The sequence below is a fragment of the Pseudomonas sp. TE21435 genome (assembly GCF_056279265.1).
In genome coordinates this window covers 5,460,274-5,482,870 of record NZ_JBWBQZ010000001.1, presented here as the reverse complement: position 1 = coordinate 5,482,870, position 22,597 = coordinate 5,460,274, and the positions used below count along the sequence as shown (strand labels likewise).

At 64.6% G+C, this 22,597-nt stretch carries 25 protein-coding genes; all 25 read right to left on the bottom strand.

What is annotated here, in order from left to right; translation table 11 throughout:
* Positions 1–5: 5 nt before the first annotated feature.
* The 25 genes from recA to ACZ9C1_RS24765 all read right to left on the bottom strand — a co-directional run bounded on the left by recA (position 6) and on the right by ACZ9C1_RS24765 (position 22,546).
* Entirely contained in the window at positions 6–1,082 is a 1,077-nt protein-coding gene (gene recA / locus ACZ9C1_RS24885) for a recombinase RecA (protein WP_028690616.1), read from the bottom strand.
* A gap of 104 nt (positions 1,083–1,186) precedes the next feature.
* Complete coding sequence (locus ACZ9C1_RS24880; protein WP_102681662.1) at positions 1,187–1,669, bottom strand: CinA family protein; 483 nt, start codon at positions 1,667–1,669, stop codon at positions 1,187–1,189.
* Between the two features lie 59 nt (positions 1,670–1,728).
* Positions 1,729–2,190 (bottom strand): lysis system i-spanin subunit Rz, encoded by a 462-nt coding sequence (locus ACZ9C1_RS24875; RefSeq protein WP_102681727.1) that lies wholly within the window; start codon positions 2,188–2,190, stop codon positions 1,729–1,731.
* 32 nt (positions 2,191–2,222) lie between these two features.
* Entirely contained in the window at positions 2,223–2,774 is a 552-nt protein-coding gene (locus ACZ9C1_RS24870) for a glycoside hydrolase family 19 protein (protein WP_476254490.1), read from the bottom strand.
* Positions 2,761–2,970, bottom strand: a complete 210-nt coding sequence (locus tag ACZ9C1_RS24865) for a Com family DNA-binding transcriptional regulator (protein WP_476254489.1) — start codon at positions 2,968–2,970, stop codon at positions 2,761–2,763. Before ACZ9C1_RS24865 ends, ACZ9C1_RS24870 begins: the two co-directional genes overlap by 14 nt.
* Before the next feature lie 92 nt (positions 2,971–3,062).
* Positions 3,063–4,097, bottom strand: coding sequence for a phage late control D family protein (locus ACZ9C1_RS24860; RefSeq protein WP_476254488.1), 1,035 nt, complete (start codon positions 4,095–4,097; stop codon positions 3,063–3,065).
* A 16-nt stretch (positions 4,098–4,113) separates the two neighbouring features.
* Positions 4,114–4,320 (bottom strand): tail protein X, encoded by a 207-nt coding sequence (locus tag ACZ9C1_RS24855; protein WP_110697816.1) that lies wholly within the window; start codon positions 4,318–4,320, stop codon positions 4,114–4,116.
* On the bottom strand, positions 4,295–5,140 hold the full coding sequence (locus ACZ9C1_RS24850; protein WP_277503100.1) for a phage tail protein: 846 nt from the start codon (positions 5,138–5,140) through the stop codon (positions 4,295–4,297). The genes ACZ9C1_RS24855 and ACZ9C1_RS24850 overlap by 26 nt, the downstream gene beginning before the upstream one ends.
* Positions 5,141–5,151: 11 nt before the next feature.
* On the bottom strand, positions 5,152–6,906 hold the full coding sequence (locus ACZ9C1_RS24845; RefSeq protein ID WP_476254487.1) for a hypothetical protein: 1,755 nt from the start codon (positions 6,904–6,906) through the stop codon (positions 5,152–5,154).
* Positions 6,907–7,242: 336 nt separating this feature from the next.
* Positions 7,243–7,545 (bottom strand): phage tail assembly protein, encoded by a 303-nt coding sequence (locus tag ACZ9C1_RS24840; RefSeq protein WP_277503098.1) that lies wholly within the window; start codon positions 7,543–7,545, stop codon positions 7,243–7,245.
* Between the two features lie 12 nt (positions 7,546–7,557).
* On the bottom strand, positions 7,558–8,067 hold the full coding sequence (locus tag ACZ9C1_RS24835; protein WP_023628885.1) for a phage major tail tube protein: 510 nt from the start codon (positions 8,065–8,067) through the stop codon (positions 7,558–7,560).
* Positions 8,068–8,080: 13 nt separating this feature from the next.
* Positions 8,081–9,247, bottom strand: coding sequence for a phage tail sheath family protein (locus ACZ9C1_RS24830; RefSeq protein WP_277503097.1), 1,167 nt, complete (start codon positions 9,245–9,247; stop codon positions 8,081–8,083).
* A gap of 102 nt (positions 9,248–9,349) precedes the next feature.
* Positions 9,350–10,057, bottom strand: coding sequence for a tail fiber assembly protein (locus tag ACZ9C1_RS24825; RefSeq protein ID WP_476254486.1), 708 nt, complete (start codon positions 10,055–10,057; stop codon positions 9,350–9,352).
* Positions 10,058–10,065: 8 nt separating this feature from the next.
* Positions 10,066–11,700 (bottom strand): phage tail-collar fiber domain-containing protein, encoded by a 1,635-nt coding sequence (locus ACZ9C1_RS24820; protein WP_277505562.1) that lies wholly within the window; start codon positions 11,698–11,700, stop codon positions 10,066–10,068.
* On the bottom strand, positions 11,693–12,301 hold the full coding sequence (locus tag ACZ9C1_RS24815; protein ID WP_476254485.1) for a phage tail protein I: 609 nt from the start codon (positions 12,299–12,301) through the stop codon (positions 11,693–11,695). Before ACZ9C1_RS24815 ends, ACZ9C1_RS24820 begins: the two co-directional genes overlap by 8 nt.
* A 1-nt stretch (position 12,302) precedes the next feature.
* Positions 12,303–13,184: a baseplate assembly protein gene (locus tag ACZ9C1_RS24810; RefSeq protein ID WP_277503094.1), complete on the bottom strand. Its 882-nt coding sequence runs from the start codon at positions 13,182–13,184 to the stop codon at positions 12,303–12,305.
* Positions 13,181–13,507, bottom strand: coding sequence for a GPW/gp25 family protein (locus ACZ9C1_RS24805; protein ID WP_277503093.1), 327 nt, complete (start codon positions 13,505–13,507; stop codon positions 13,181–13,183). Before ACZ9C1_RS24805 ends, ACZ9C1_RS24810 begins: the two co-directional genes overlap by 4 nt.
* A gap of 103 nt (positions 13,508–13,610) precedes the next feature.
* Positions 13,611–14,822: a phage tail fiber protein gene (locus tag ACZ9C1_RS24800; RefSeq protein WP_476254484.1), complete on the bottom strand. Its 1,212-nt coding sequence runs from the start codon at positions 14,820–14,822 to the stop codon at positions 13,611–13,613.
* A 46-nt stretch (positions 14,823–14,868) separates the two neighbouring features.
* The gene (locus tag ACZ9C1_RS24795) at positions 14,869–15,426 is read right to left on the bottom strand and encodes a phage baseplate assembly protein V (protein ID WP_476254483.1); all 558 of its coding nucleotides are present in this window, start codon (positions 15,424–15,426) and stop codon (positions 14,869–14,871) included.
* Positions 15,423–15,920: a hypothetical protein gene (locus ACZ9C1_RS24790; RefSeq protein WP_476254482.1), complete on the bottom strand. Its 498-nt coding sequence runs from the start codon at positions 15,918–15,920 to the stop codon at positions 15,423–15,425. Before ACZ9C1_RS24790 ends, ACZ9C1_RS24795 begins: the two co-directional genes overlap by 4 nt.
* A gap of 29 nt (positions 15,921–15,949) precedes the next feature.
* Positions 15,950–16,492 carry a tail fiber assembly protein gene (locus ACZ9C1_RS24785; RefSeq protein WP_476254481.1) on the bottom strand — a complete coding sequence of 181 codons (543 nt, stop codon included), beginning with the start codon at positions 16,490–16,492 and terminating at the stop codon, positions 15,950–15,952.
* Between the two features lie 2 nt (positions 16,493–16,494).
* Entirely contained in the window at positions 16,495–17,106 is a 612-nt protein-coding gene (locus ACZ9C1_RS24780; RefSeq protein ID WP_476254480.1) for a hypothetical protein, read from the bottom strand.
* A gap of 86 nt (positions 17,107–17,192) precedes the next feature.
* A complete protein-coding gene (locus ACZ9C1_RS24775; protein WP_102681643.1) occupies positions 17,193–17,870 on the bottom strand; it encodes a hypothetical protein in 678 nt (225 codons plus the stop codon).
* Positions 17,870–18,193, bottom strand: coding sequence for a hypothetical protein (locus ACZ9C1_RS24770; RefSeq protein WP_146022579.1), 324 nt, complete (start codon positions 18,191–18,193; stop codon positions 17,870–17,872). The genes ACZ9C1_RS24775 and ACZ9C1_RS24770 overlap by 1 nt, the downstream gene beginning before the upstream one ends.
* Positions 18,194–18,208: 15 nt before the next feature.
* Positions 18,209–22,546, bottom strand: a complete 4,338-nt coding sequence (locus ACZ9C1_RS24765) for a TipJ family phage tail tip protein (RefSeq protein WP_476254479.1) — start codon at positions 22,544–22,546, stop codon at positions 18,209–18,211.
* Between the last annotated feature and the right edge of the window lie 51 nt (positions 22,547–22,597).

Sequence of the window (22,597 nt, the reverse complement as noted above, 5' to 3'; positions counted from 1 at the left end):
GCAGATCAATAACCGGCGTCGGCGTCAGCCAGATCATCGGCATCAGCTTCGGCGGCACCGGCCTTGGCGGCCGCTGCTGCAGCGGCGGCGGCACCGGCGGTCAGCAGCTTGTCGCGAATCTGCTTCTCGATCTCGCTACCAATGGCCGGGTTCTCTTGCAGGTACTTGGCGGCGTTGGCCTTGCCCTGACCGATCTTGTTGCCCTGGTAGCTGTACCAGGCACCGGATTTTTCAACCAGGCCTTGGGAAACACCCAGGTCGATGATTTCGCCGTTGCGGTAGATGCCCTTGCCGTAGAGGATCTGGAACTCGGCCTGGCGGAACGGCGGCGAGACCTTGTTCTTGACGATCTTGACGCGAGTTTCGCTACCGACCACCTCGTCACCTTCCTTGACCGCGCCGGTACGGCGAATGTCCAGGCGCACGGAGGCGTAGAACTTCAAGGCGTTACCACCGGTGGTGGTTTCCGGGCTACCGAACATCACGCCGATCTTCATGCGGATCTGGTTGATGAAGATGACCAGGCAGTTGGCGTTCTTGATGTTACCGGTGATCTTGCGCAGCGCCTGGGACATCAGACGGGCCTGCAGGCCGACGTGCATGTCGCCCATCTCGCCTTCGATCTCGGCCTTGGGCACCAGCGCGGCCACGGAGTCGACGATGATCACGTCGACGGCGTTGGAGCGCACCAGCATGTCGGTGATTTCCAGGGCCTGCTCGCCGGTGTCTGGCTGCGAGACCAGCAGGTCGTCGACGTTGACGCCCAGCTTGCCGGCGTATTCAGGGTCGAGGGCGTGCTCGGCGTCGACGAAGGCGCAGGTGGCGCCGTTCTTCTGGGCTTCGGCGATGACCGACAGGGTCAGCGTGGTTTTACCCGAAGACTCCGGACCGTAGATCTCGACGATACGGCCTTTCGGCAGGCCGCCAATGCCCAGGGCGATGTCCAGGCCCAGCGAACCGGTGGAGATGGCGGGGATCGCCTGGCGCTCGTGGTCGCCCATACGCATGACCGCGCCTTTGCCGAATTGGCGTTCGATCTGACCCAGGGCCGCAGCCAAGGCGCGCTTCTTGTTGTCGTCCATTGAAATCCTCACGTGTTCGACGTGGCCCTGACGGCCGGAATAACTGTATAAGTAGCCAGTATTATTCCACAGGGATTCGTTTCCGCAAACCCCCGTCGGGCGAATTACTCCGCACCAAGCTGTAACAAGCCGTCTAACGCGGCGATCACCGTCTGTCGGCGCACCGCTTCGCGGTCACCGTCGAAGTGCCGGCGCTCGCTGCTCACGTGGTCGCCGTCGGCCCAGGCCAGCCACACCGTGCCCACCGGCTTGGCGGCTGAACCGCCGTCGGGGCCGGCCACGCCGCTGACCGCGACCGCAAAGCGCGCGCCGCTGGCGGCCTGGGCGCCGCGTACCATGGCCTCGACCACCTCCTGGCTGACCGCGCCCACCTCGGCGAACAACACCCCGGGTACACCAAGCTGGCGGGTTTTCTGGGCATTCGAGTAGGTGACGTAGCCGGCCTCGAACCAGGCCGAACTGCCGGGGATGCGGGTGATGGCCTCGGCGATGCCGCCGCCGGTGCACGACTCGGCAGTGGTCACCTGGGCATTGAAGCGCCGCAGGTGTTCGCCCAGGCGGGTGGAGAGAACAGTGATCGGGTCCATGATGGGCTCCTGGCAAGACTGCGCCCTACCCTACCACTCCCGCCCCTTCTGGCAAGCGCTCAGGGGGCCAGGGCACGGATATAGGCCTGGCACGCCCGCAAGGCGATCAGTCCGCGGTCGCCGTCGTCGGTGATGGCGATAATTCGTCGAGCATGCGCCGGGTCAAGTCGGGCGCGTACGGAGCCATGATCCACGCTGGCGGCGCCGGTGGCGGCAGGCACTGGGGCACAGGCGGTGTCGCGCTCGACCAGGACCGACAGGCGCAGATCGGCAGTAGCAAGGCGGTCACGCAGGCGAGCCTGAGTGTGCTGGGCATCGGTCAACTCCTGGAAATGTTTGGTTTCGCTGTCGTGCAGGCGTTGTTCGAGGCCCTGGCGCTGCTCGCGCTCGGCCAGCAGCATGCCGTGCAGCGCCTCGGCCTGGTCCAGGCGCTGCTGCACCAGCGCTTGTTCCTGTGCGGCCAGCTGGCGACCAAGGCGCCAGCCCTGCGCCTGCCAGGCCACGGCAGCGGACAACACCATCAACCCAATGCACACCGCCAGTTGCAGGCGGCTCAGCACAGCACCTCCCGCGCCCGCGCCCACAGTTCGAGGCGTTCGGACAAGCCGTTCAGGCCACCGTTGATATGCCGGGTGATGCGGTTGAACTCGCCCTGGTCGGCCAGGGCGTTGAGCCCACGCGAGTGCCAGAACCAGGCCGCCGATTCGCAGGCCCAGCGCGGCTGCTCGAGCATCTGCGGTTGCGCCAGCAGGCGCTCGTCACCGAACAACGCACGGCTGCAGGCCTGGTAGTTGTTTCGCCCGGTCACCTGGATCAGCCCACGGCCGCAATAGCGCTGGCCGTCACCGTCGGCTTCGGGCGTGTTGCCCAGGCGCAGGGCCAGGGTGCCGGTGTCGTAGCGGGCCAGGTACTTGTCGTTGCCCAGCTCCTTCACATAGCGCAATTGACCGGACTCATGGCCGACCTGGGCCAGGAACGCGGCAACACGCTTGGGGTGGTCGATCTCCCAGTTGGCCATGGCCGTGTTCAGCGCCGGCAAAAAAGCGGCGACGCGCGGGCCGGCGAGCGGGTAGATCTGCTTGAGTTGCTGTTCAGTGAGCGGCATCGGCGCATTCTCCATTGCGATCGGATCTAACGGCGGCCAGTGCCGCCGGTGGCTCGCTCATGGGCGATGGCTCGAAGCGCGCGGCTTTCACATGAGTCAAGGTACGGCAGCGGCCGCACTTGATCTGGAGCTCGGAAACCGGGGTGATGCGGGCCAGCAGCTTGCGGCACTGCCCACAGCGAAGGTCGATGAACATATGAGGGTGATCCTGAAGCGAATTGAGTAGCAAGAAGCGACTATAGGAAGCGCGTTTGCCCGCAGGCACCGGGAAACCGTCTCCACCCTGCCTCAGGCCTTGAGCGTCCCCGCCCGCCTGGGCGCGGAGCCCTTGGCCCTGGCCTTGCCCTGGCGCCCGCCATTGCATTGCACGGTGGTGCGCCAGCCACTGCTGGTGAACACCTGCTCGACCGACTCGACCAGGTAGAGACCATCGAGCCCGGCGAGGAAGCCCTGGACATCGATGGCGCGCTCGGCGAACAGGTCGGTGCGCCCGGGCATGTCCAGGCGCACGCTGGCAGTGTCGCGGTTGAAGCTGGCCAGGCGGGCACGGGCGGCCTGTTCCGCCGCCGCACGGTTGGGGTACAGGTGACGGTCGGTGTAAACCGGCTGCAGGCCGTCCGGGGCATCGCCATTGACCAGTTCCACCGCCTGCAGGCGCCCGCTGGCGCTGTCCTGGTGGCGGGTCCTGACGGCCTTGTGGGTGCTCTTGTCGGCCAGGCGGAACTGCCACTGGCTGACCTGGGTGCGTGTAATGCCCACCACATCCAGAGGCTTGCCGCTGGCGCTGTGTCCACCCTGGCGCGGCAGCACCAGCAATTGCCCATTGGCGAGCTTGGCGGTGCAGTCGTGCTGGCGCGCCAGGCGGGTGACGAAGTTGAAGTCCGACTCGCTGTACTGGTCTACCCGCGGCACCTGCACGGCCACCGGGCACACCGCCTGCCAACCATTGCGGGCGCCGATCTCGGCGACGATGCGCTGCAGCGTCGTGTTCTCCCAGCTGCCGCTGCGGATGGTCTTGCCGCTGCCGCGCAGCTCACTGGCCTTGCCGCGGATCACCAAGGTGTCTGGCGGGCCCGACAGCTCGACCTCATCGACGGTGTAGCGGCCCAGGCGGCTCAAAGGCTGGCCGGCGTAGCCCAGGTGCACCTCCAGCAACGCGCCCCTGGCTGGCAGCGCCACGTTGCCGTCGCGGGCATCGATGCGCAGTTCGAATTCGTCCGACTCGAGGCCAGGTTTATCGGTGGTGCGCAGCAGCAGCAGACGGTCGTTGATCAGGTTGGTGATGTCGTTGCCGTCGGCGGTGATACGGAATTGGGGTTGCACGATTGAGGCTCCGATGTCAGTCCCACAGTTGCAAGGTTTCGCTGGTCGTCATCGGCAGTTCCGGCAACAGGATCCTCACCCCGGCTCGAAACGGCTGCGCCTCGTCCGCCAGTCCCTGGTTGGCATCCAGCACGGCCTCGACCGTGCCGGCAAGATGGCCGTAATAGTGCTGACAGAGGGTGTCGAGCAGGTCGCCCTCAGACGTTGTGCAGGTCTTGGCCATAGCTCACGAACTCCAATGAAAACCCTTGTTTGCGCGGAATGCCGCCGGCCAGCAGGACACTCTGCTCCTCCTCGATGCTGGTCAGGCACCAGGTGCCGAGCACCTCGCCGTAGCCAGTGGTCAACGACAGCGGCAGCAACTGGCGGCCAATGCTGCGCAGCGTCTGCAACTGGCCGAGGCCACCCTTGAAACCCGGGAAGATCGCCCCGCGAATGCTGATGGTCTCTTCACCCAGGCTCACCGCCTGCTGCGCGGTGTCGCGGCTCAGCCGCTCCTGGCCGGCCCAGCGGAAGCGGGTCTGCCGGCGCAACTGGTCGAAGGCGGCGGTGTCGAGGTTGAAGTAGTACGGCGCCGCTCCCGCCTTGAGCGGTTGCAGCACCAGTAGGTGCGGGAACGGCTTTATAGCTTCGGCGGCCGGCGTCGCCTCAGGCGCGAAGCCCAGTGTCGACAGCATGCCGTTGACGGCCGAGGGTAACTCCTTTACCAACCGCTTTATGGCGGTGCCGGCCTTGGCGATATGCCCGGCGAAGGTATCGATGCGATCACGTACCTGGCGTACCACGGCCAGCGTCTGCTCGTACCTGGCCGCTACCTTGGCAACCCGAGCCTGGGCATTCGTGATTGCGCGCATCGTGCGCTGGAGTTTGGCGGCGATGAACGGGCCGACCACTGGCAGCCCCTCCAGCACGACGACCGCGCCCTGTACATGGCCGATCGCGTCGTTCATCGGATCAAGCATGGCGCCGGCATGCCGACGCCCTGCTTCTCCTGCCTTGACCAGGGCGTGCAGCGTGGCTTGCAGCTGCTCCATATAGGTCATGGATCCTCCTGTCAGAATGGATTGGGATGATCGGCCAGCTGTGCGTTGTAGGCCTGCCTTTGCAGGTCCTGCATGACACGTCGGACCGCCTCTTCGAGTTGCTGGGTGAGCTGGTTGGGTGCGTCCACGCTGCCCTGCACGGTGATAGGCATGTTCGCGGTGAACGTGAGCTGCTGGCTGACGGGCTGCGTGGCCAAGCCTTGGCTCTGCACCGGGCGCGGTCCTGCATCGGGCAGCGCCAGCGGCCCAACAGGTACGCTCGTTTCCTGCGGTTTGAACTCGGCGGCGCGCTCGGAGAAATACCTGCCCATAGGTGCACCAATCAGCACTCCAGGCCCAATCGTCAGCGGCACCTCGACACCGCCAGCGGCGCGCGCATCGACTGCCGCCCGAGGCTTGGAATGCGCCACCTGCGATGGCGCCAGTAGCTGTCTGGCCATCCGTGTGCCGACCTGCCCATCGAGCACCTCTCCCTTCGGAGCGAGGGTGATCTGCCGCGGATCGCCCAGGGAGATTGCTTGCCGGGGACTCTTGCGAAGTTCGTCAGAGGCGCTAAAGAATGTCTTTCCAGCCCATCCCCCGATCACACCACCGATCTTGTCGCCAACCATGTTGCCGATCAGCATCGCAACTGGCGGACCGACAACGCCACTGAGAAACATCCCCCCCAGCACCGTACCCACCGCTCCGCCAATCGCACCACCATAACCCGCCCCCTTCTCCTCGGGCGTCTTGGCCGTGGCATAGGTGTAAGCCCCCTTTACCCCGGCCTCCAGCCAAGGCAGCTTGCCAGCCGCCTTGAAAGCTCCCGTCAGCCTGGCCCAACGCCCAGGTGGTGGATTGATACCGGACGGTGACGGTCCGGCATCCGCCCCTAGCGGATAAGGTTCGTCCAGCCCAACCCCACGTCCAGGACGGCGTAAACGGCCACGATGCTTGTAGGCTGCAGCCCCCACGCCTATCCCCAGGGCGCTGGCCAAGGTGCCCCACAATGTACTCGACGCCGATGGCGGGGCAGCGTCTGCTGACGGCGTCGACTGCCCGTTGCCAACGCCCGCCACGGAAGCACTGTGCGCTGCGCTGTCGGGCCTTGCCATCAGCTCCTTGCCCACCACACCGCCAACCTTGTCGCCGGCAAAGCCGAGCATCATCGAGGCCGTAGGGGCGCCCAGCTTGAGGCCCGCGCCCAACATTGCCCCTGACACGGCCCCCAGGAAACCACCGGCGGCGGCACCCACCCCCTCCCCCCTCTGCTCCGGAGTGGAAGCCGTGGTCGCCGTAAACACCAACTTCGTCAACGCATCCAGCCCAGCCATGCCGGTAGCCGACTTCCCGGCCTGTAGTGCCTGCGTCCAACGCCCTGATCCATCACTCCGCGGAAGCGGGGTCGGCATCGCATCCGCGCCAAGCGGGTAATCCTCACTGCCTGGCGCACCATCGGTACTGCCAATGACCAAGGCCGGCAGGTACAGGGTACCCGGACGGACAGATGCGCTACCCTGGGCGGCGCCAGGTTGTCCATTGCTGTCAGTCGAGCCGACCAGCCCATTTCGAACCTTGCCAATCGCCGCCGGTGCCTGGGCGACTCCCTTAGCCACCAGGTAACCACCGCCCGCGATCAGGAGCGACGATGCGACATCGCGCGCCGCCTGGCCGACCTGGGGCAGCAACTCAGGCCCCGACTGGGTCGACCGGGGGCCCTGGGAGCGCTCCAGAAGTGCCTTGTGCTGCTGAAGCAGCCCGACCTGCTGTTGCTGTACTTTCAAGGACTCGGCCTGCGTATCCTTGCCCTGTAGCGCCATCGCCCGTTGCGGGGGCGGGGCAGTGCTTCCCCCGCCGCCGACTTCGGCAGGCCGCTGGGTCCTCCCCAGCTCCCTCATGGGTACCGTGCGGCCAGGTAGCCCTTCCAACGACCCCGCATGTTCCGGGACGGTTACACCGACTGCGCCAAGCGCTGTCGTTGATCTGTTCGCCATCCGTGTCTCCCCTTTCAATCCGCCAGCCACCAGACCATGTCGCTGAACGACATGGTCATGATTTCGCTGGCAGAAAAGTTCAGCTCCTTGGCCAGCCGCCTGGCGGCGGCCTTCTGCCGGGCAGGGTCAAACCTCGTCGTCCTGCACCAGGCGAAAGTAGCCCGTCTGCAAGCGGCTGTAGTCCTTGAGGGCCAGGCCCTCGAGGTCCTTGACGCCAACCTCGGCGAGCGAGGCGAACAAGTTCAGTTCGCGCTGCTCGTCGTCAGCCACGCCACCAGCCTGTGCGTTGCGGATGTCACGCACGGTCGGTGCGCGCAGCGACAGGCTGTCGACCTGCACGCCATTGGCTTCGCTGGGACGCGACAGGCGCACGGTCACGCGCTCGGCGTTGACGGTCAGCCATTGCGGCAGTTTCTTCGCTTGAGCCATCGAACGTTCTCCTTAAAGACCCAGGGCGGCGCGCTGGGCGGCCAGTTGGTCGACACCGTCGATCACCCGCTTCATGCCCAGGGCGTCGATTTCGTAGACCAGGCGGCCATCGACTTCGAGCTTGTAGTAGGTGACGGCGACGCTGTGCTTGATCTCGGCCTTGTCGCCGGACTTCCAGTCGCCCATGTCGATCTCTTTCAGCGAACCGCGCAGAGTGACGATGACCGGGTTGATCTTGCCCTTGAGGCCCTTGAAGGCGCCGCGGAAGGTGCCGTTGAAGGCGGTGCCGTCGGCCAGGCCGAAGAACTTCAGCGACTCGCGACGCACGCCGGTGGTGGTGAAGGCGGCTTCCTGTTTTTCCATGCCCTGGTCCATCTCGACCGGCATGTCCATGCCGCCGGGGCGGTGCTCTTCCATCTTCAGGGTGAGCTTGGGCAGGGTCAGGCTGGGCACGTCGCCCTGGAAGCTGACGCCATCGACGAACAGGTTCAGGTTGGCCAGTGTTTCGGGAATCATTGCCATGTAGGTGCGCTCCTTAAGCGACAGAATCGAGGACTTCGGTCAGCCACTGGTTGGTGACTTCGACGCGGAAATTTGGGTTTTCGGCAGGCGGCACATCGGTGAAGCGGATGTTCCAGTACACCTTGCCCTGCTCCAGCTGGCTGGCGGTGTTCAGCTCCGGATCGGCGAAGACCTCGAAGTTGATGATCGCGCCTTGGTTCTTCAGATCGCGCATGAAGGCCTGCAGGCCCTCGGTGACGTCCTTGACGTAGGTGGCGGTGATGGAACGGTCGACGGCCCACTTGTGGCCGTAGAGGATCGCGTCCATGACGATGTCCATGGTCCGCACGCGGGTGACGAAGGCCCATTTCGGGTCGCTCGACAGGGTGCGGTTGCCCCACAGGCGGAAGCCGTCGTCGCGGATGATGGTGGCGATGTTGGCGTTGTTCAGCAGGTTGGCGCGGCAGGTGTCATCGCCATCGAGGAACTCCACGGCGCGGGTGGTACCGGTGATGCCGACGAACTCCTTGTTCGAAGGCGACGCCCAGAAGCCGTACTCGCGGTCGGTGTAGGCGAACAGGCCGGCGACCCAGGCCGACGCCGGTGCATCGACGGTGGCCTGGGCCTCGTTGTCCCAGTAGCGCACGCCGGGGTCGACCATGAAGGCCCGCTTGGCGCCAAACTGCTTGGCGTAGGCAAGCACTTGCTCTTCGGTGGTGTTGGGGCCATCCAGGATGGCGATCCCACGCAGTTTGTCGGCCAGGGTCACCAGGGCTGTGGCGATGGTGTCGACCGAGCTGTAGCCCGGTACTATCAGCAAACGCGGCTGAGCGTTGAATCGGCTCTTGCCATCGAGCAACGCTTGCAGGCCGGTACGCTTGCCGTTGATCCCGACGGTACCGATGATCGCCGAGATCTGTTCGGCGGTGTCATCCAGCTTGGCCACGCCACAGGCGACGATAACCGCCTTGGCGCGAGCGAAGACGGCGCGGCAGGCCTTGGTGATGGCCGCATTGCCACCAAACGCAGACACTGCTTCGCGCTCGCTGGTGATCAGCATCAGGTCATTGGCCTTTGCGGTGACGCCCGGGCCTTCGGTGAAGGTATCGACCAGACCGATGATCGAGGACGAAGGCAACGCGATGTTGCGGGCACCCGTGTCGACATTGGTCACGGTGACGCCGTGGAAGAATCCACTCATGTAGGTTTGCTCCAGGTTCAGGTGTGAAAAGGCCCTGCGGGTGCAGGGCCTGGAAGGGGTGGATCGGTGTAGGAAAACACCCGGCGCTGCGGGCGCTCAGATTCAGGCGACTTCTTCGAAGCCTTGGCTGGTCAGCCAGTCGGCAGCCGCCGTCTCGTCAGGGCTCGACGGCCAACTTTCGGCAGTTGGCGCCGCGTCCGAGAGGTCCAACCGGTTCAGTTCGATCCGGTAGCGTTTCCAGGCTGTCAACGCCGTTGCTTCGGCATCTGTTGCCATTTCCAGCGCAACGGCGTCCTGCAAGGTGGAAATGCGCAGCGTGGCATATCGGACCAACAGTGCCTGCTTGTGGGCGCCCGATTGGCGTAGCGCCTTGCCTCTGGCCACCTGGTCGACAACCCAGGCACTGCCGTTCCAGATGTCGAAGTCCGAGGTCGGTGCTTGCAGCGTGAAGTCTTCAGGCAGCTCACCCAGCCTGGTCCAGGCCTGCGCCTCACCGTCGGCGGTGCGATACACCGTTACGCCTCGATGATCGACCACTTGGTCCCAATGCTTGCCGTCTTGCGTGACGATGGCGGCGAAACCGGCCTTCAACTCAGGCGGTTGTATGGAATAGCTATGGGCCGGTATCAGCCAGATTCCGGGCTCGAGCGGGCTGGGATCGGCCGCGCAGGCTCCGAGAAACTCACCACTGGCAGGGTCGACGTTACACACCAGGGGTGCAACGACACCGGCCTGTTGCCACCAAGCGGCGGCGGCAGCTGGGTAGAACTGCACCGCAGCCACTGCGCCTTGATTGATTTGATCGGTCATGGGCACTCTCAATATTTGATACAGGCCAGATAGGCCCGGTTGAATGGCCTGGATTCGTTGCCGCCGCTGACGCTGGTGACGAAGCTGTGGGCATGGGCCGGCGCCGTGTCGGTGTTGACTGCGTTCACGCCATCGCCCATCTCATCACCGAGCACGGCGTTACCGCCACTGGTGACCATTGCCGCAGCGATACGTTCTCTCACCAGCAGGGACACGTGCGCGTGGGCGCCTGCGGCCGAAGTGGCCCCGGAGTGTGCGTGTTCGAGGTTCTGACTGGCCTGGTCGGTGAACAGCGCCCGGCCAGGGTCGACATTGCGACCATCCGACCAACCACGGTCGAAATAACCACGATCATCGGGCAGGTTGAACGTCGTCGAGCCATCACCGGCACCAAACTGGGTACCGATGACCGCGAACAAGCGCGCATAGGTCACGCGCGAAATCGCTGCGCCGTTACGCTTCAGCCAGCCCGCCGGTGGCACACTCATCGCGAAGTGGGCGACATGCCCGGCGGTCAGACCTGCAATGGCATTCACCTGTTCGATGGTGGCTTTCTTCGACAGCTCGTTGACCATCGTGGCGGCAAAGTTCGGATCGTTGCCGATCGCGGCCGCCAGTTCGTTGAGCTGGTCCAGCGCGGCCGGCGCCGAACCAACCAGGGCCGCAACCGCCTGTGCCACGGCATTCGAGGTTTCCGCCCGGGTGAAGACTTCGTTCTTGGTATAGGCGTCGGTGATGCCGTAATCCGCCACGGTGGTCGGATTGCTCGCCGAAACGACACGACCATACTTATCGACCTGCACGCTCCGATACGTACCCTCAACTACACCGGTGCGGCCAAACGCCATCTCGAACGCCAGAGCCGTCACGCCCAATGTGATCGTTGCATCGGTGACCAGCTGCCAACCGCTGTCGCCATTGACCGTGCCCTTCTCCACCAGCACCAGCAAGCCAGGTGTGACCTTGGCATCGGTATTGGCATCGCTGCTGCGAACCCAGGCACTTGCACCGACCTGGTACAAGCCGTTGTCCTTGGCTGCTGCCTGATTTTTCACCAGTACCCGGGCACCAGCCAGCAGCGCGACGCCATCAATGGTCTGCAACCCATTCAAAGTGATGGGACCGGTGGTGGCAGCCTGCACCGAATACTTGAAGTCCTGCCTGGCCAGCTCCTCGGTGACCCATTCACGGGTAGCGAGGACAACCGCAGGGTCGATCTTCAGCTGTACCAGGCTGGCGGTGCTGACGATCAGGTTCAGGCGTACCACCTGGGTGCGGCCCGAGCCCTGGCTAAGCAGCGGTTTGTAGGTGGGTGCGCAGTTGGCCACGGCGACCATGTCGCCGTCAGCGTCGTATAACGCGACTTCGCGGATCCAACGCCCTCCTACTTCTGCGGGGATGACCTGCTCGGCGACGATCACCGAACTGTCCTTGTCGTCCACCTTCAGCTGGTTCAGCGGTGCGCGACGCCATTCGTTGATCAGGCTGGTCTGGGTGGCATTAGGCGTGGGGTCGAGGCCATTGGCGTCGCCCACCCCCATCTGGGTGATTTTCCACGGAATGCCCAAGGCATCCGCGTTGGCCTGCTTCGCCGCGCCCACTTTGGTGAGGATGGCGTAGAACTGTGAATTCTGGTCAACCATGTGCAATGTCCAAGGTATCGATTGTGTGTTCCCGGCCACCGCGTCCGATCGCACCGCTGACGATGAGATCAGGGGGTGCCGGCGGGTAGACGTCGAGTTCATCGCCGTCCTGCAACGCGCAGCCCAGGTAGAAGACGCCACGGCTTTCGAGGCTGATCACCAGGCCGGTCAGGTGGCGGCTGACCGGTCGGGCATCGTCGATCTGCGACGACAGTTCGTTGTATGTTTCTTCGCTGATGCCGGCGTCAGTTACCCCGAGTTTCAAGGCAAATGTTCCTGGCACCCCGGCAGGCTGCGTCTGCCACCACTCCTCGACTTCGATCAGGTAGCCGAACGGTTCGACCACCCGCCTGAGAGCGCCGAGGGTGCCCTTGTGGGCGTGGACGAAGAACGCCGAGCGGATCACCGAGCGTTTGATCGACTCACTCCAGCGGTCGTCCCAGCGATCCACCGACCAGGCCCAGGCCAGCTGGTACAACAGGTGCGCCGGGCAGGTATCCGGGTTGTAGAGGGTACGCAGGCTGACCTTGAGGTCTTCTTCGGCAGCCGCCTGCAGAGCGTATTCCAGTGGCGTACGGTTGAGCGGCAAGAGCGTATCCATGTCAGCCACCGCGCTTGAGGTCGATGCCGGTGCACCAGGCTGCTTGTGCCTTGGTGGGGCGAATATCGGTCCAGTTCACCAGTTCGACCCGGCTCACGCCCTCGATGTGCAACTGTGCGTCGACACCGGAGCGGGCTACCTCGACGCCCAATCGTCGCCGTGGGTTGACCCACACCTCCAGGCGCCGTCGGCATTCGTCGAGTATCGTTTCGTACTCCGGGCCACTGTCAGCCATGTGCAGCACCGCCTCGACGCGATAGGGCAAGATCTCGGCGCTGCGCACGTTGACCCGGTCGGCAACCGGGCGGATATCGTCGTCGTTGAGGTAGTTGGCGACTTGCGCCAGCAGTGGCGGGCCGGCCATACCATTACCGTCCAGACTCAGTACCGTGACGTCTACCACCGCAGGCGATGGGCTTTCGGCGGTGGCGTCAGCGACCCGTCCCGAGGCGTTGCGGGCATGGAGAATGTAACTGTTGCGCGGGCCGGCCGTGGTTAGCCCCTCGTATACCAGTTGCACCCTTTCGCGTAGCGCGTCGTCGGACTCGAGGAGGAGCTCGGTCGGCGGGATCGTGTTCGGGTTCGCGGCCCGGATAACCAGGCGTTGCAGGCTGACATTGGCCGCCAGCTGGTCGAGGTCGCCTTCCTTGGCGTAAGCCAACAGCAAAGCCTTGGCCGCGTCGTTGACCCGCGCCCGGTTGAGCAGCTTGCGGTAAGCGCCAACCTCCAGCAGCTTGATCACCGGATCGCTTTCGAGTTTGGCGGTCCAGCGATTGCCCATATGGGCGCGAAAGCTGGCAAGGTCCTCCAGATACAGCGCCTCGAAGTCGAGATCTTCGAGCAGTTGAGGGACGGGCAATTTCGACAGGTCGACCTGGCTCATACAGTCACCTCCACCAGGGCGTCATCGCCCAGATAACGGCCGCTCAGGGCCAGGCTGACCTGGCCGTCGAGCACGGCCACCACCTTGACCCGCTCCAGTTGCAGACGCGGTTCCCAGCGCCCCAGGGCGCGGGCTACCTCGGCCTGCACCGCGCTCTTCCAGCCTTCGTTGACCGGCAGGTCGACGTAGCGGCGCAGCTGGCTGCCATACTCCGGGCGCATGCGTCGGCTGCCCAGTGGGGTGGTGAGGATGTCTTCGATGGATTGACGCAGGTGGGCCACGCCCGACAGGGGCAATCCGGTGCGGCGGTCCATGCCGATCATGGGGCACCTCCCGACTCAGGCGTATCCTGCTCATGTATATGCATGGCGTTCTCCTGATATGAAAAAGCCCGCACGGGCGGGCTGTGTTTTGTGATTCCGCGGGTCAGGCGGGAGGTATCGGCCAGTCGAGTTCATTGGGGAAGCCAGCCTGGTCGGGCAGCCGAGTCAGCCCCAGGCGGTAGGTCTTCCAGGCTCGCAGAGCATCGAGTTCGGCATCACTGGCGACTCCAAGATCAAGGGCGTCCTGCAGGGGCGTAATCGTCTGGTCGGCCAGGCTGCGCAAGTGCGTCAACAGGTCCACGGCATCCTGCCGGTTCGGGAACGCCTGCTTATGCTCGGACTCCCCGGGTGGTGGCTGAACCTTGAGTTCGGCCTTGGCCGGCATGACCAGGCGCACGTCGATCCAGCTGTCCAGCGGTACGTCAATCGCCTCGCCTTTGCCCAGATGCATCTCACCCTGATCGTCCAGGGTCCAGCGCTGCCTGAACAAGCGGACCAGTACCGTGCCATCCTCGTGCTGCTCGCTCTCGGTCAGGCCCAGGGCTTTTCCGCCATCCGGCGAGCAAGGGTCCTGGATGCGCCAGCCCTCGAGGGCCAGGCCCAGGCTGCCTCGAACTTGATAAACACCGGTGTCGAGGCGTTCGGCTGTGACGCCACGCGCCTCGTCGTTGGCGGCGCCCCAGCGACCGGCAGGTTCGAACGTATGCTCCCGCAGGTCGATACGGGTACTGCGCTCGACATCGGTGATGCGCACAATCGGTGATGCTGTCGAGAGCACGCCCCCCGAACCGCGCGTGGTATTGCCTGTGTGGTAGAGCTCCGCCCAGGCAGTACCTCCCTGGTCTGGTATGACCGAACGGAAGAACGCCCGATTTTCCGAAATACCCAACGCAAGCTGGGACTGCCAACGGACATCTGGTCCCCATCGAGTCGACAACACCTGCACGGTTAGATAAGGCGCATTCTTGCCGAGATAACTGCCATACAGACCGGTGGAGCGCGCGTTTTGTAGATCACCTGGCTCATTGATCGACGGGCAGAGCCAGCCACCAGGCGCAACGACCATCAACTGGCCAGGCTGATCCCCTGTGTTCGCGGTGGCGCCGGTGCCCAAGCCGAGCGCTGCGCGAGCGCCCTCCACACTTTGCGCTCCAGTTCCACCACGGACGATTGGCAATGCCGCGGGGAGGTTGTCGCCGCCCAGCGCGGCATAGAGTTCGTCGAAATTCGCCTGCGTCCGTATGAAAGCGCTGCGCTGGGTATCCCCACCGGCGCCACTGGGTGCGCTGCCCAGGTTGATTGTCTGCTTGGCCATCTCGGCCCTCCAAGTTCGAATCTGGCTGCAATGGATGCGCCAGGATTCAGTGCTTGTGATTAGCGGTATTGCCGGCGGTATCGATGATCCGCCCGCCACCATTGATGTCGCCGCTCACCAGCAATTGCCCATTAACCGTGACCTTGCCGGTCAGGCTGATGGCGTCGGAATCGAGCGTAATGGCGCCGTCATTGACCACCAATGTGCTGGCGCCGACCTTGATGGTCGCGTTGCCGCTGGGCAGCTGGATGTCATAGCGCCTGGCCTGCCAGTCGTAGCTCAGCGAGCCGCCGTCGTCGAAACGCCAGATCTCCACATGGTCGCGGTTGTCCGGCACGGCGCCGGCATTGCCGTAGAGACCCGCCACGAAGGTGCCTTGGGCCGGCTCCCCGCTGGGGCTGATCAACACGCCCTGCTCGCCCAGGCTCGGTGCCCGCCAGTGGCGAGCCTTGCCGGCCGCCTGGCTGTGCCAGCGCACCCAGGCGCTGGTCCAGTCGCCGTCGGACACCCGTACCCGGGCCGCGGCCAAGTCCACCGCCACCACCGAGCAGGGAATCACCAGGCAAGCCAGCATGCGGTCATGCATCGCCGTGGCGTAACTCATGCGAGGTCCTCCGGGGCTACATACTTGTGCTGGTTGCCACGCCCGGTGTCCGGGTCGACGCCCAGCAGCAGACTGCCAGCGGGCTGATCGGGCCAGGCCCATTGCGGCTCGCCAAACAGGATCGGCTGCTCCCAGCGCACCTTCCAGGCAGTGCCTTCGTACTGTGCCTGCACGTTGCGGCTGGCCTCGACGAAGTCCAACCCCCATACCTGCTGACGCAGCAGGTCCATCAGTTGCGCGGCCAGCTCGCTGCCCAGCAAGCGCGCCTCGGGTTGCGTGGCATCCAGGGTGATGTCGGCCTCGAAGGTGGCAATCAGCACCGAACGACCATCGCGGGGCGCGCCGTCGGCGGTCATGCGCAGGATGCCGTGGCGCAAGGCCGGCAGGGCGGACATGGCGTCGGTACGGTCATGGCTGTCGACCGAGGCCAGTGTCGGCATCGCTTCACGGATCCTGGCGGTGAGTGTGGCGCTGAGTGTGGAGAGTTCGCTCATGGGCGATTCCTCATGCTTGGGGGTAGCGATCATTGCGGGGCAGGCGGCCACTCGAGGGCTTCCGGGAACCCATGCTGATCAGGCAGCCGATTCAGCGCGACGCGATAGCGCTTCCAGGCCCTGAGATTGTCCTGCTCCAGGGCACTGGCCTCTTCCAGGTCGACGGCATCCTGCAGCGGTGCGATCGCCCTGTCGGCCTGTGCACGCCGCTGGGCAATCTCGCGCAGGGCAGCGGCCAGTGGATCGGGCTGTGGCTCGGGTAGCGGCTCGAGCGGTAACGCCTCGACCGCCACGTGCAAGGTCAGGCTGTGCTGCAGATCGCTGGCGACACCGTCGCGGCTGACGCTGATCTCCAGGATTGGCGCGACATGTCGGATACGCACCTCGACACCGGCATCCAGCGGGTTGATCACATAGCCCCAGCCCTCAGGCGGCGGCGCCATGCCGAGGGTGCCTTGCACCCGGTATTCACCGATGCCGGCCTTGTGGCTGCTGATCGTGTTGCGCCCCAGGGAGGTCACGTCGATGACCTCGCCGGTCGGGCCGTTGAGATTGATTGCGGCTCGGGTCATGGTCAGATCGCCTTGAGGGTGCCGTCTGCGGCACGGGTGGTATTGCCGGTGTGGTAGATGACATTGAAGGTCGCCGTGGCGAAGCTGCCCGATCGCAGCACCAGGCGGGCCTCAGGCGCCTGTCCGAAGAACAGCTGCCCGCCACGGAATTCGCCTTCGCTGTAGGGCACCGTGAGCACCGAGCCGTAGCTGATGCCGGTGGCCCCGACGTACTGGGTGTTGGGTGTGATCAGCGAGAAACCACCCTCCATGCGGTTGATCGAGTCGCTGCTGGGAGACGACTTGCCACCCACGCCAAACGCCCCGACCTCCAACAGGTTGCCTGCCGCCTGCCCGACGTTACGAGTCGCGGCGGTGCCCAGGCCCAAGGCCGCGCGGGCCTCGACGGCATTCTTGCCACCAGTGCCTCCCTGGGCGAGGGTCAGGGGCGTGACCAGACCGGTCAATGCCTTGATATCAGCGTTGTTGCCCGCCGCGGCCTTGGTGGTCTGCAGGTTGGCATCGGCTTGGTAGAGTTCGTCGAAATTGGCGACGGCCTTGACCCAGGCGGAGCGCTGGGTGTCGCCGCCGGTACCGCCGGGGGCGGTACCGAGGTTGATAGTCTGCTTGGCCATGTGTATTTCCATGCTGGGCCGTTCGCCAGCCGCTGGCTGGCGCTACGGGTAGAAGAAAGGTTGTCGCCGGGGAACCCGCGCTATCGTCAGTAGCCAGAAACGCTTGCGATGATCAGGGGCGCCATGGGGCCGGGTTCAGGGTCTGGCATGCTCGCATTGGGCTCCAGGAACATTTCGTCGGACCAGTTGCTGTCCTCGATGACCGCCAGGCGACGTCCCAGGCTGACCCTGCCGTGATCGACACGGATCATGTCGCGCTGGACAAAGGTCGTGGTGTGGAATGGCGGGACCAGGTAGTAACGGCGGTAGTACGCCAGCCCGGCGGCATAGGTGTTGCCAGGCACCACCGGGAAATCCAACCCGGCCTTGGTCACCGGCCCGGCATAGGCGATGCGCAAGGTCTTGTGGCTGGAGTCATAGAGCAATTCACCGGTTGCCGAATAACTCTGCAACCCCCACTTGCTAGGCATGATCGGCGCCTTGGCGAACACATAGATCGTGATCACCGTGGGGTTGAAGCAGGCGAACCGCACCACATCCTTGTGCCCCAGCCCGTACTCCACCGAGATGTACTGGCCCTGGGTATCCCCCAGCAACAGCACACCGTGAGCGGGCAAGGTCACGTCGGCACCGGCCATCAGTGTCCGGTTGAACGGATCGAATCCTGCAACCAGCGCAACCGTACGCTTGTGCACCAGGCTGAGTACCGGATTGTTGCCCGTCAGTTGAATGTGATTGCCCTCGGCAAAGACTTCCAGCCCCATCAGAACACCCCATAGATAATTTTCACCGAAACGCTGTAGCCGTACTGCGCATAGGCGCCCGTATAGCGGAACGCCGGGAAGCTCCAGCTGAGCGTTTGCCCCTGGAGCTTGACCACCGGATAGATCAGCTCATAGGGCAGCTGAAAGTTCGGTGGCCGTGACGGCAACACCTCGGGGTGGAAGAAATAGAACGGCTCGCCACGCGCCAGCTCCGGCACGATCAGGCTGCCTGCACGGGTCCCGGTCACTACCGAGCCGAGCAGGGTGCCCAGTCGGTTGCTGGTGTCCAGGTTCGGGCTTGCGTCTTCATTCCAGGTTTGCAACCCGAGCTTCATCCATCACCCCCAGATACCCATGCGTACACGCAGGGTGTTGTTGGCATCGAAGATCTGGATCAGCTGGTTGGTGATCACCAGGCGACCCTGGCCATCCACCGAGCCGTTGATCTCGAACGCGCCGCTCTTGTCCAGGCGCCAGCCGGTACGGCCGGCGACGTAATTGTTCGACTGGATCACGTTGCCGATCTTGGCACTGGAAATCGTGCCGTCCTGAATCAGCGCCGAGTTCATGAAGACCTGGCCGTTGTTCACCGAGAACGGCGTGAACAGCTGGCCACCGGCCTGGGTGCCGACCACCGAGAAGTTGTCGGCGCGCACCAGGAAGCGGCTCTGTTTGTCCTCGATGCCCAGCGACACGCCAGCTGCCACGTACTGGCCATCGTTGGTCACCTCCATCTTCACCGACCACATCGTCGACAGTTTCTTGTCGATCCCGACCTGGGCCTGGCTGAGCTGCTGCACCGAGGCGTTGGTCTGGCCCTGCTGCACCTGCACGGTGTCCAGCTTGCGTGCCATTGCCAGACCGTCCTCGATGCGCGCCGACTGCTCGGACCACACGCCGACAAGGGTCTGGGTGGAACCCGCCAGGTCGCTGCCGCTTCCCGCCAACGGCGGATTGACCTGGGCGTAGATACCATCCAGGCGCGTGCCTTGGGCGGTGACCTTGCCGTCGAGCTGGGTCGCCTGGGTCTGCAGGGTACTGATGGCCTTGGCCTGCCCTGCCGCCTGACCTGCCACGTCACCGACGCGACTGGTCAGGTCGGTGATGGACGCCCCCTGGGCGACCAGGGTCTGGCCCTGCTGGCTGACCGTCGCACCCAGCTCGCTGATGGCACCGGCATTGGCATTGTCGGCCTGGGTGACCCGTCGCGCGACAATGTTGCACCACAGCGAGCGACCGGTACCGTTGGCCGGCTCGGTGCGGATGAGAATACGCCCCTTGACGGTGCCGGCCGGTGCCTTGACCCGCCCGCTCAGTTTGCGGAAGCCCTTGGCGCTGGCGGCCGGGAAGCTGAAAGCCGCCAGGTAGCCCAGGTTCTTGTTGTCCTTGTCGTAGAACTGCATCTGCAACTGGGCTGTCTGCCCGGCCGCCATTTCATCGGAACTGACCTCGGCCGCCAGGTCGAACTGTTCCTCCGAGCCGCAGAGAATGTTGTTGGTGGTGCCGCAGAAGCTGTTGCCATAAAAGGCGATAGCTTTGCCATAACGGGTGCCGGCCAAGTTGGCCGGGACGACAACCGCAGGCGCCGGATACAGCTTGGCGTCGAAGGTCCAGGGCTGGGCGTCGCCATCCTCGAAGTCGCCCTTGATCACCAGATTGTCCGGCTGCTGGCCCAGCGCGGCCTTGAGGCCTGTGATCGCCGAAGCCTGGCTGTCGAGCTTGCCCTGGGACTCACTGACCTTGTTGCTCAGCGTGGTCAGGGCCGCGGCGTCCGCCTTGCCCGACAAGGCGCTTTGCAAACCGGTGAGCTGGGTGTTCTGCACCGTATTGACGCCTTCGGCGGCGGTGATCTGGCTTTCCGCCTTGCTCATCCGCGCCGCCAGGCCGTTGCTGTCCTTGACCACCTGGCCGACATCCAGCCAGTAGCCGGCACTGGGCGGCGGCGTCTTGATCGGCACCGCCTTGAGGGCCTGATACAGCCCCTGGGCCTGGCGCACGATATCACCAGTGACATAGGCCTTTGCCGAGTCGTAGCTCAGCGCATTGGCGGCGCGGGCGACATCGTCCAGGCGCGTTTGTACGTCACTGTTCAGGTTCTGCAGACGCTGGTTCACCGAGCCATTGCCCGTGCCATCGATCAGCTCGATACGCTCGAACAGGTGCTTGCCCAGCGCCGACTCGCTGATCTTGCCGGAGAAGTAGCGGTCATAGTCGCTCTGCTCGGCGCTGGACTGCCCACGCACGCCGATGCCCTCCGGGTACCACTTGCCGACGTTGCCGCTGCGGTCCACCAGGCGCGCCCAGAAGAACAGCTGCGCGCCGGCGGCCAGGCCCTGCAGCTCATGCTCGGCCTGCGGGTAGGCAAAGTCGCCGAGCTTTTTCGCATCGACCCGATTGGCGCTGCTGCCATACCAGATTTCCGTACGCTGGGTATCGCCTGTACCTTCGGGGAACCGCCAGTCCAGAGCGATGGCGAACACCTTGCTGGTGGCCAGCAACTGGGCCACTGCCGGTGGTGTGCCGAGTTTGCCTTTGAGCGGGGTCAGCTCGGACAGTTTCCAGATCGAAGTGATCTCGCCGACGCTGATCGAACGGACACGCGCCAGGTAGTCACCGGCGTAGATCCCGGTGACATCGACGCTGGTGGCCCCGCTGCGCGGCAGGCTGATCCAGTTGCCGTCGTCCTTGCGCCATTCCACCTCGTAGGCCACCGCGCCGGGCACCGCTGGCCAGGCAATGGTCAGGGTGCTGACCGCCAGGCCCTGGCTGACCGCGTGGTTGCTGCTGAGGCTGACGCTGTTCGGCGGCGGCACCAGGTTGATCGGCGTGACACTGATTGGCCGTTCCTCCAGCCGCGCGCCGCTGTCGATGTGGGCAAACTTGCTCGGCTCGTACTGCACCGCGCTGATCTCGTAGACCCCTGGCTCGGGTCGCGACACGCTGGTCACGCGGTACAACGGCACGCTCAGGTCCGGCGCGTCCAGCGCCCAGACCAATTCGGCCTCGGGGGCGACGCTGTAGGCGGTGGTCAACGTCAGGCGACGACCTGCGACCGCCTCAACCGTTCGCGCCTCGCAGGTGCCGTCGGGCAGGTTGAGAATCAGGCGGTCACCCGCCTTGGCCTGGGTATCGCGGTCGAGGGTGACCTGGCGGCCACTAGCTGCGGCGATCCGGCCGCCGATAGCGCGTCCGGCCAGCAACTCGTCGGCCACCGGAATGACGAAGCCCGGCAACGGGATGCGCCCGTCCATGCCGACCCGAAAGCTGATGCCACGATCACGGGCATTGGTCGCCAGCGCCCACTTGCCACGGCGTTGAGCTTCGGATTCGCGGGTGCAGCCGATGGCGCTGATCTCGAGCGGATTGTCGCCGTAGCGGCGCTGCAACTTCTCGTCGGTGACCACCGTGACATCGGTGTCGTAGCTGTTCAACGGATTGTCGTAGCTGATCAGCGCGCGGCTGTAGCGGCTACGCTCCGAACCACTGGAATAGTTGAACTTGCCACCGATGACATTGGCCCGGGTGTAGGCGAAGTCGAAGTCGGTGGCCCGTGGCATGTCGGCCAGGCTGTACAGCTGGCCCTGGGCCCAGTAGGTCATGCCGCGGTAGATGCCAGCGATGTCGCGCAGCAGCGACCAGGCCTCGGCCTTGCTCTGCAGGTTGAGGTTGCAGATGAAGCGCGGTTCCTGACCACCCTTGCCATCGGGCACCAGCTGGTCGCAGTACTGGGCGATGCGGTACAGCTCCCACTTGTCGACCATCCACGGCTTGATCCTGCGGCCGAGGCCGAAGCGGTCGTTGGTGCAGATACCGTACGTAACCCAGGCCGGGTTGTCGGTCCAGGCCTCCTTGAAGGTGCCGTCCCACACGCCGATATAGGCACGGGTGTCCGGATCGTAGTTGCTCGGCACCGGCCACTTGCGGCCCCGGCACTCCACGGTCACCGCCGGAATGTTGCGGAACTGCTCGGCGGAAAACTCGATGTACAGCAGCGCGGTGTTGGGGTAGCGCAGCTTGGCGTCGATCACCTCGGTCAGGCCGGCGAGTTGCATGGTGTCGGCGACTTTGTTGTTGTTCTGGTTCGGCGTCAGCCGGCGTACGCGCAAGGTCCAGCCCGTCTGGGCCGCGGGCAGGTCGATACGGCGAGTGCGTTCGTAGGTGCTGGTGGTCTTGCCGTGCACCGCATCTTTGAGCACTTCCTGGTAGGCACCACCATCGGTGGCCACCTCGATCACATACTCGATGCGATGGCCATTGATGTTCCCGGCACTGTCCATGGCCTGAAGCGCCGGCCAGGCGAAGCGCAGGCGCACCGCCGACAGGCGGGTATCGCTGATGGCATGTACCCAAGGCTTGTCGCTGCGTAACTCGATACCCTGGCTGATCTCGTTGTCCACCGAGGGGATACCGGGAATGTGCGGTTGCTCCACCGAGCCTGTGCGCCACTCCCACTTCACGCCAGGGAAGTTGTAATTGCCCTGCTCATCCATCAACGGCGTGCCGTCGAGGTAGATGTCGCGGGGCGTCGGCGTGCCAGCGAACTCACCTTCACCGATGGCCAGGAGCATTTTGGCGACTGCGACCGAGCGCAGGCTGTCCGGCGCCTCGATCGGCGTCTTGGGCTTCTTCTGACCACCTTTGCGGCCGGTGATCACGGGTCTGTTGGTTTCGCCCATGTATTCCTCCAGGCGTAAAAAAACCGCCTCAAGGGCGGTTGGCTGAATGGG

What these genes read in the sequence shown, in the direction of transcription:
- ACZ9C1_RS24800 (WP_476254484.1), bottom strand. Translation starts at nt 14,822, where the DNA reads ATGGCCAAGCAGACAATCAACCTGGGCAGCGCACCCAGTGGCGCCGGT.
- ACZ9C1_RS24820 (WP_277505562.1), bottom strand. Translation starts at nt 11,700, where the DNA reads ATGGTTGACCAGAATTCACAGTTCTACGCCATCCTCACCAAAGTGGGC.
- ACZ9C1_RS24815 (WP_476254485.1), bottom strand. Translation starts at nt 12,301, where the DNA reads ATGGATACGCTCTTGCCGCTCAACCGTACGCCACTGGAATACGCTCTG.
- ACZ9C1_RS24855 (WP_110697816.1), bottom strand. Translation starts at nt 4,320, where the DNA reads ATGGCCAAGACCTGCACAACGTCTGAGGGCGACCTGCTCGACACCCTC.
- ACZ9C1_RS24875 (WP_102681727.1), bottom strand. Translation starts at nt 2,190, where the DNA reads ATGGTGTTGTCCGCTGCCGTGGCCTGGCAGGCGCAGGGCTGGCGCCTT.
- ACZ9C1_RS24790 (WP_476254482.1), bottom strand. Translation starts at nt 15,920, where the DNA reads ATGAGCGAACTCTCCACACTCAGCGCCACACTCACCGCCAGGATCCGT.
- ACZ9C1_RS24865 (WP_476254489.1), bottom strand. Translation starts at nt 2,970, where the DNA reads ATGTTCATCGACCTTCGCTGTGGGCAGTGCCGCAAGCTGCTGGCCCGC.
- ACZ9C1_RS24775 (WP_102681643.1), bottom strand. Translation starts at nt 17,870, where the DNA reads ATGGGGCTGGAAGTCTTTGCCGAGGGCAATCACATTCAACTGACGGGC.
- ACZ9C1_RS24870 (WP_476254490.1), bottom strand. Translation starts at nt 2,774, where the DNA reads ATGCCGCTCACTGAACAGCAACTCAAGCAGATCTACCCGCTCGCCGGC.
- ACZ9C1_RS24805 (WP_277503093.1), bottom strand. Translation starts at nt 13,507, where the DNA reads ATGATCGGCATGGACCGCCGCACCGGATTGCCCCTGTCGGGCGTGGCC.
- ACZ9C1_RS24880 (WP_102681662.1), bottom strand. Translation starts at nt 1,669, where the DNA reads ATGGACCCGATCACTGTTCTCTCCACCCGCCTGGGCGAACACCTGCGG.
- ACZ9C1_RS24835 (WP_023628885.1), bottom strand. Translation starts at nt 8,067, where the DNA reads ATGGCAATGATTCCCGAAACACTGGCCAACCTGAACCTGTTCGTCGAT.
- ACZ9C1_RS24785 (WP_476254481.1), bottom strand. Translation starts at nt 16,492, where the DNA reads ATGACCCGAGCCGCAATCAATCTCAACGGCCCGACCGGCGAGGTCATC.
- ACZ9C1_RS24830 (WP_277503097.1), bottom strand. Translation starts at nt 9,247, where the DNA reads ATGAGTGGATTCTTCCACGGCGTCACCGTGACCAATGTCGACACGGGT.
- ACZ9C1_RS24780 (WP_476254480.1), bottom strand. Translation starts at nt 17,106, where the DNA reads ATGGCCAAGCAGACTATCAACCTCGGTACCGCCCCCGGCGGTACCGGC.
- recA (WP_028690616.1), bottom strand. Translation starts at nt 1,082, where the DNA reads ATGGACGACAACAAGAAGCGCGCCTTGGCTGCGGCCCTGGGTCAGATC.
- ACZ9C1_RS24795 (WP_476254483.1), bottom strand. Translation starts at nt 15,426, where the DNA reads ATGAGTTACGCCACGGCGATGCATGACCGCATGCTGGCTTGCCTGGTG.
- ACZ9C1_RS24765 (WP_476254479.1), bottom strand. Translation starts at nt 22,546, where the DNA reads ATGGGCGAAACCAACAGACCCGTGATCACCGGCCGCAAAGGTGGTCAG.
- ACZ9C1_RS24850 (WP_277503100.1), bottom strand. Translation starts at nt 5,140, where the DNA reads ATGACCTATATGGAGCAGCTGCAAGCCACGCTGCACGCCCTGGTCAAG.
- ACZ9C1_RS24840 (WP_277503098.1), bottom strand. Translation starts at nt 7,545, where the DNA reads ATGGCTCAAGCGAAGAAACTGCCGCAATGGCTGACCGTCAACGCCGAG.
- ACZ9C1_RS24825 (WP_476254486.1), bottom strand. Translation starts at nt 10,057, where the DNA reads ATGACCGATCAAATCAATCAAGGCGCAGTGGCTGCGGTGCAGTTCTAC.
- ACZ9C1_RS24810 (WP_277503094.1), bottom strand. Translation starts at nt 13,184, where the DNA reads ATGAGCCAGGTCGACCTGTCGAAATTGCCCGTCCCTCAACTGCTCGAA.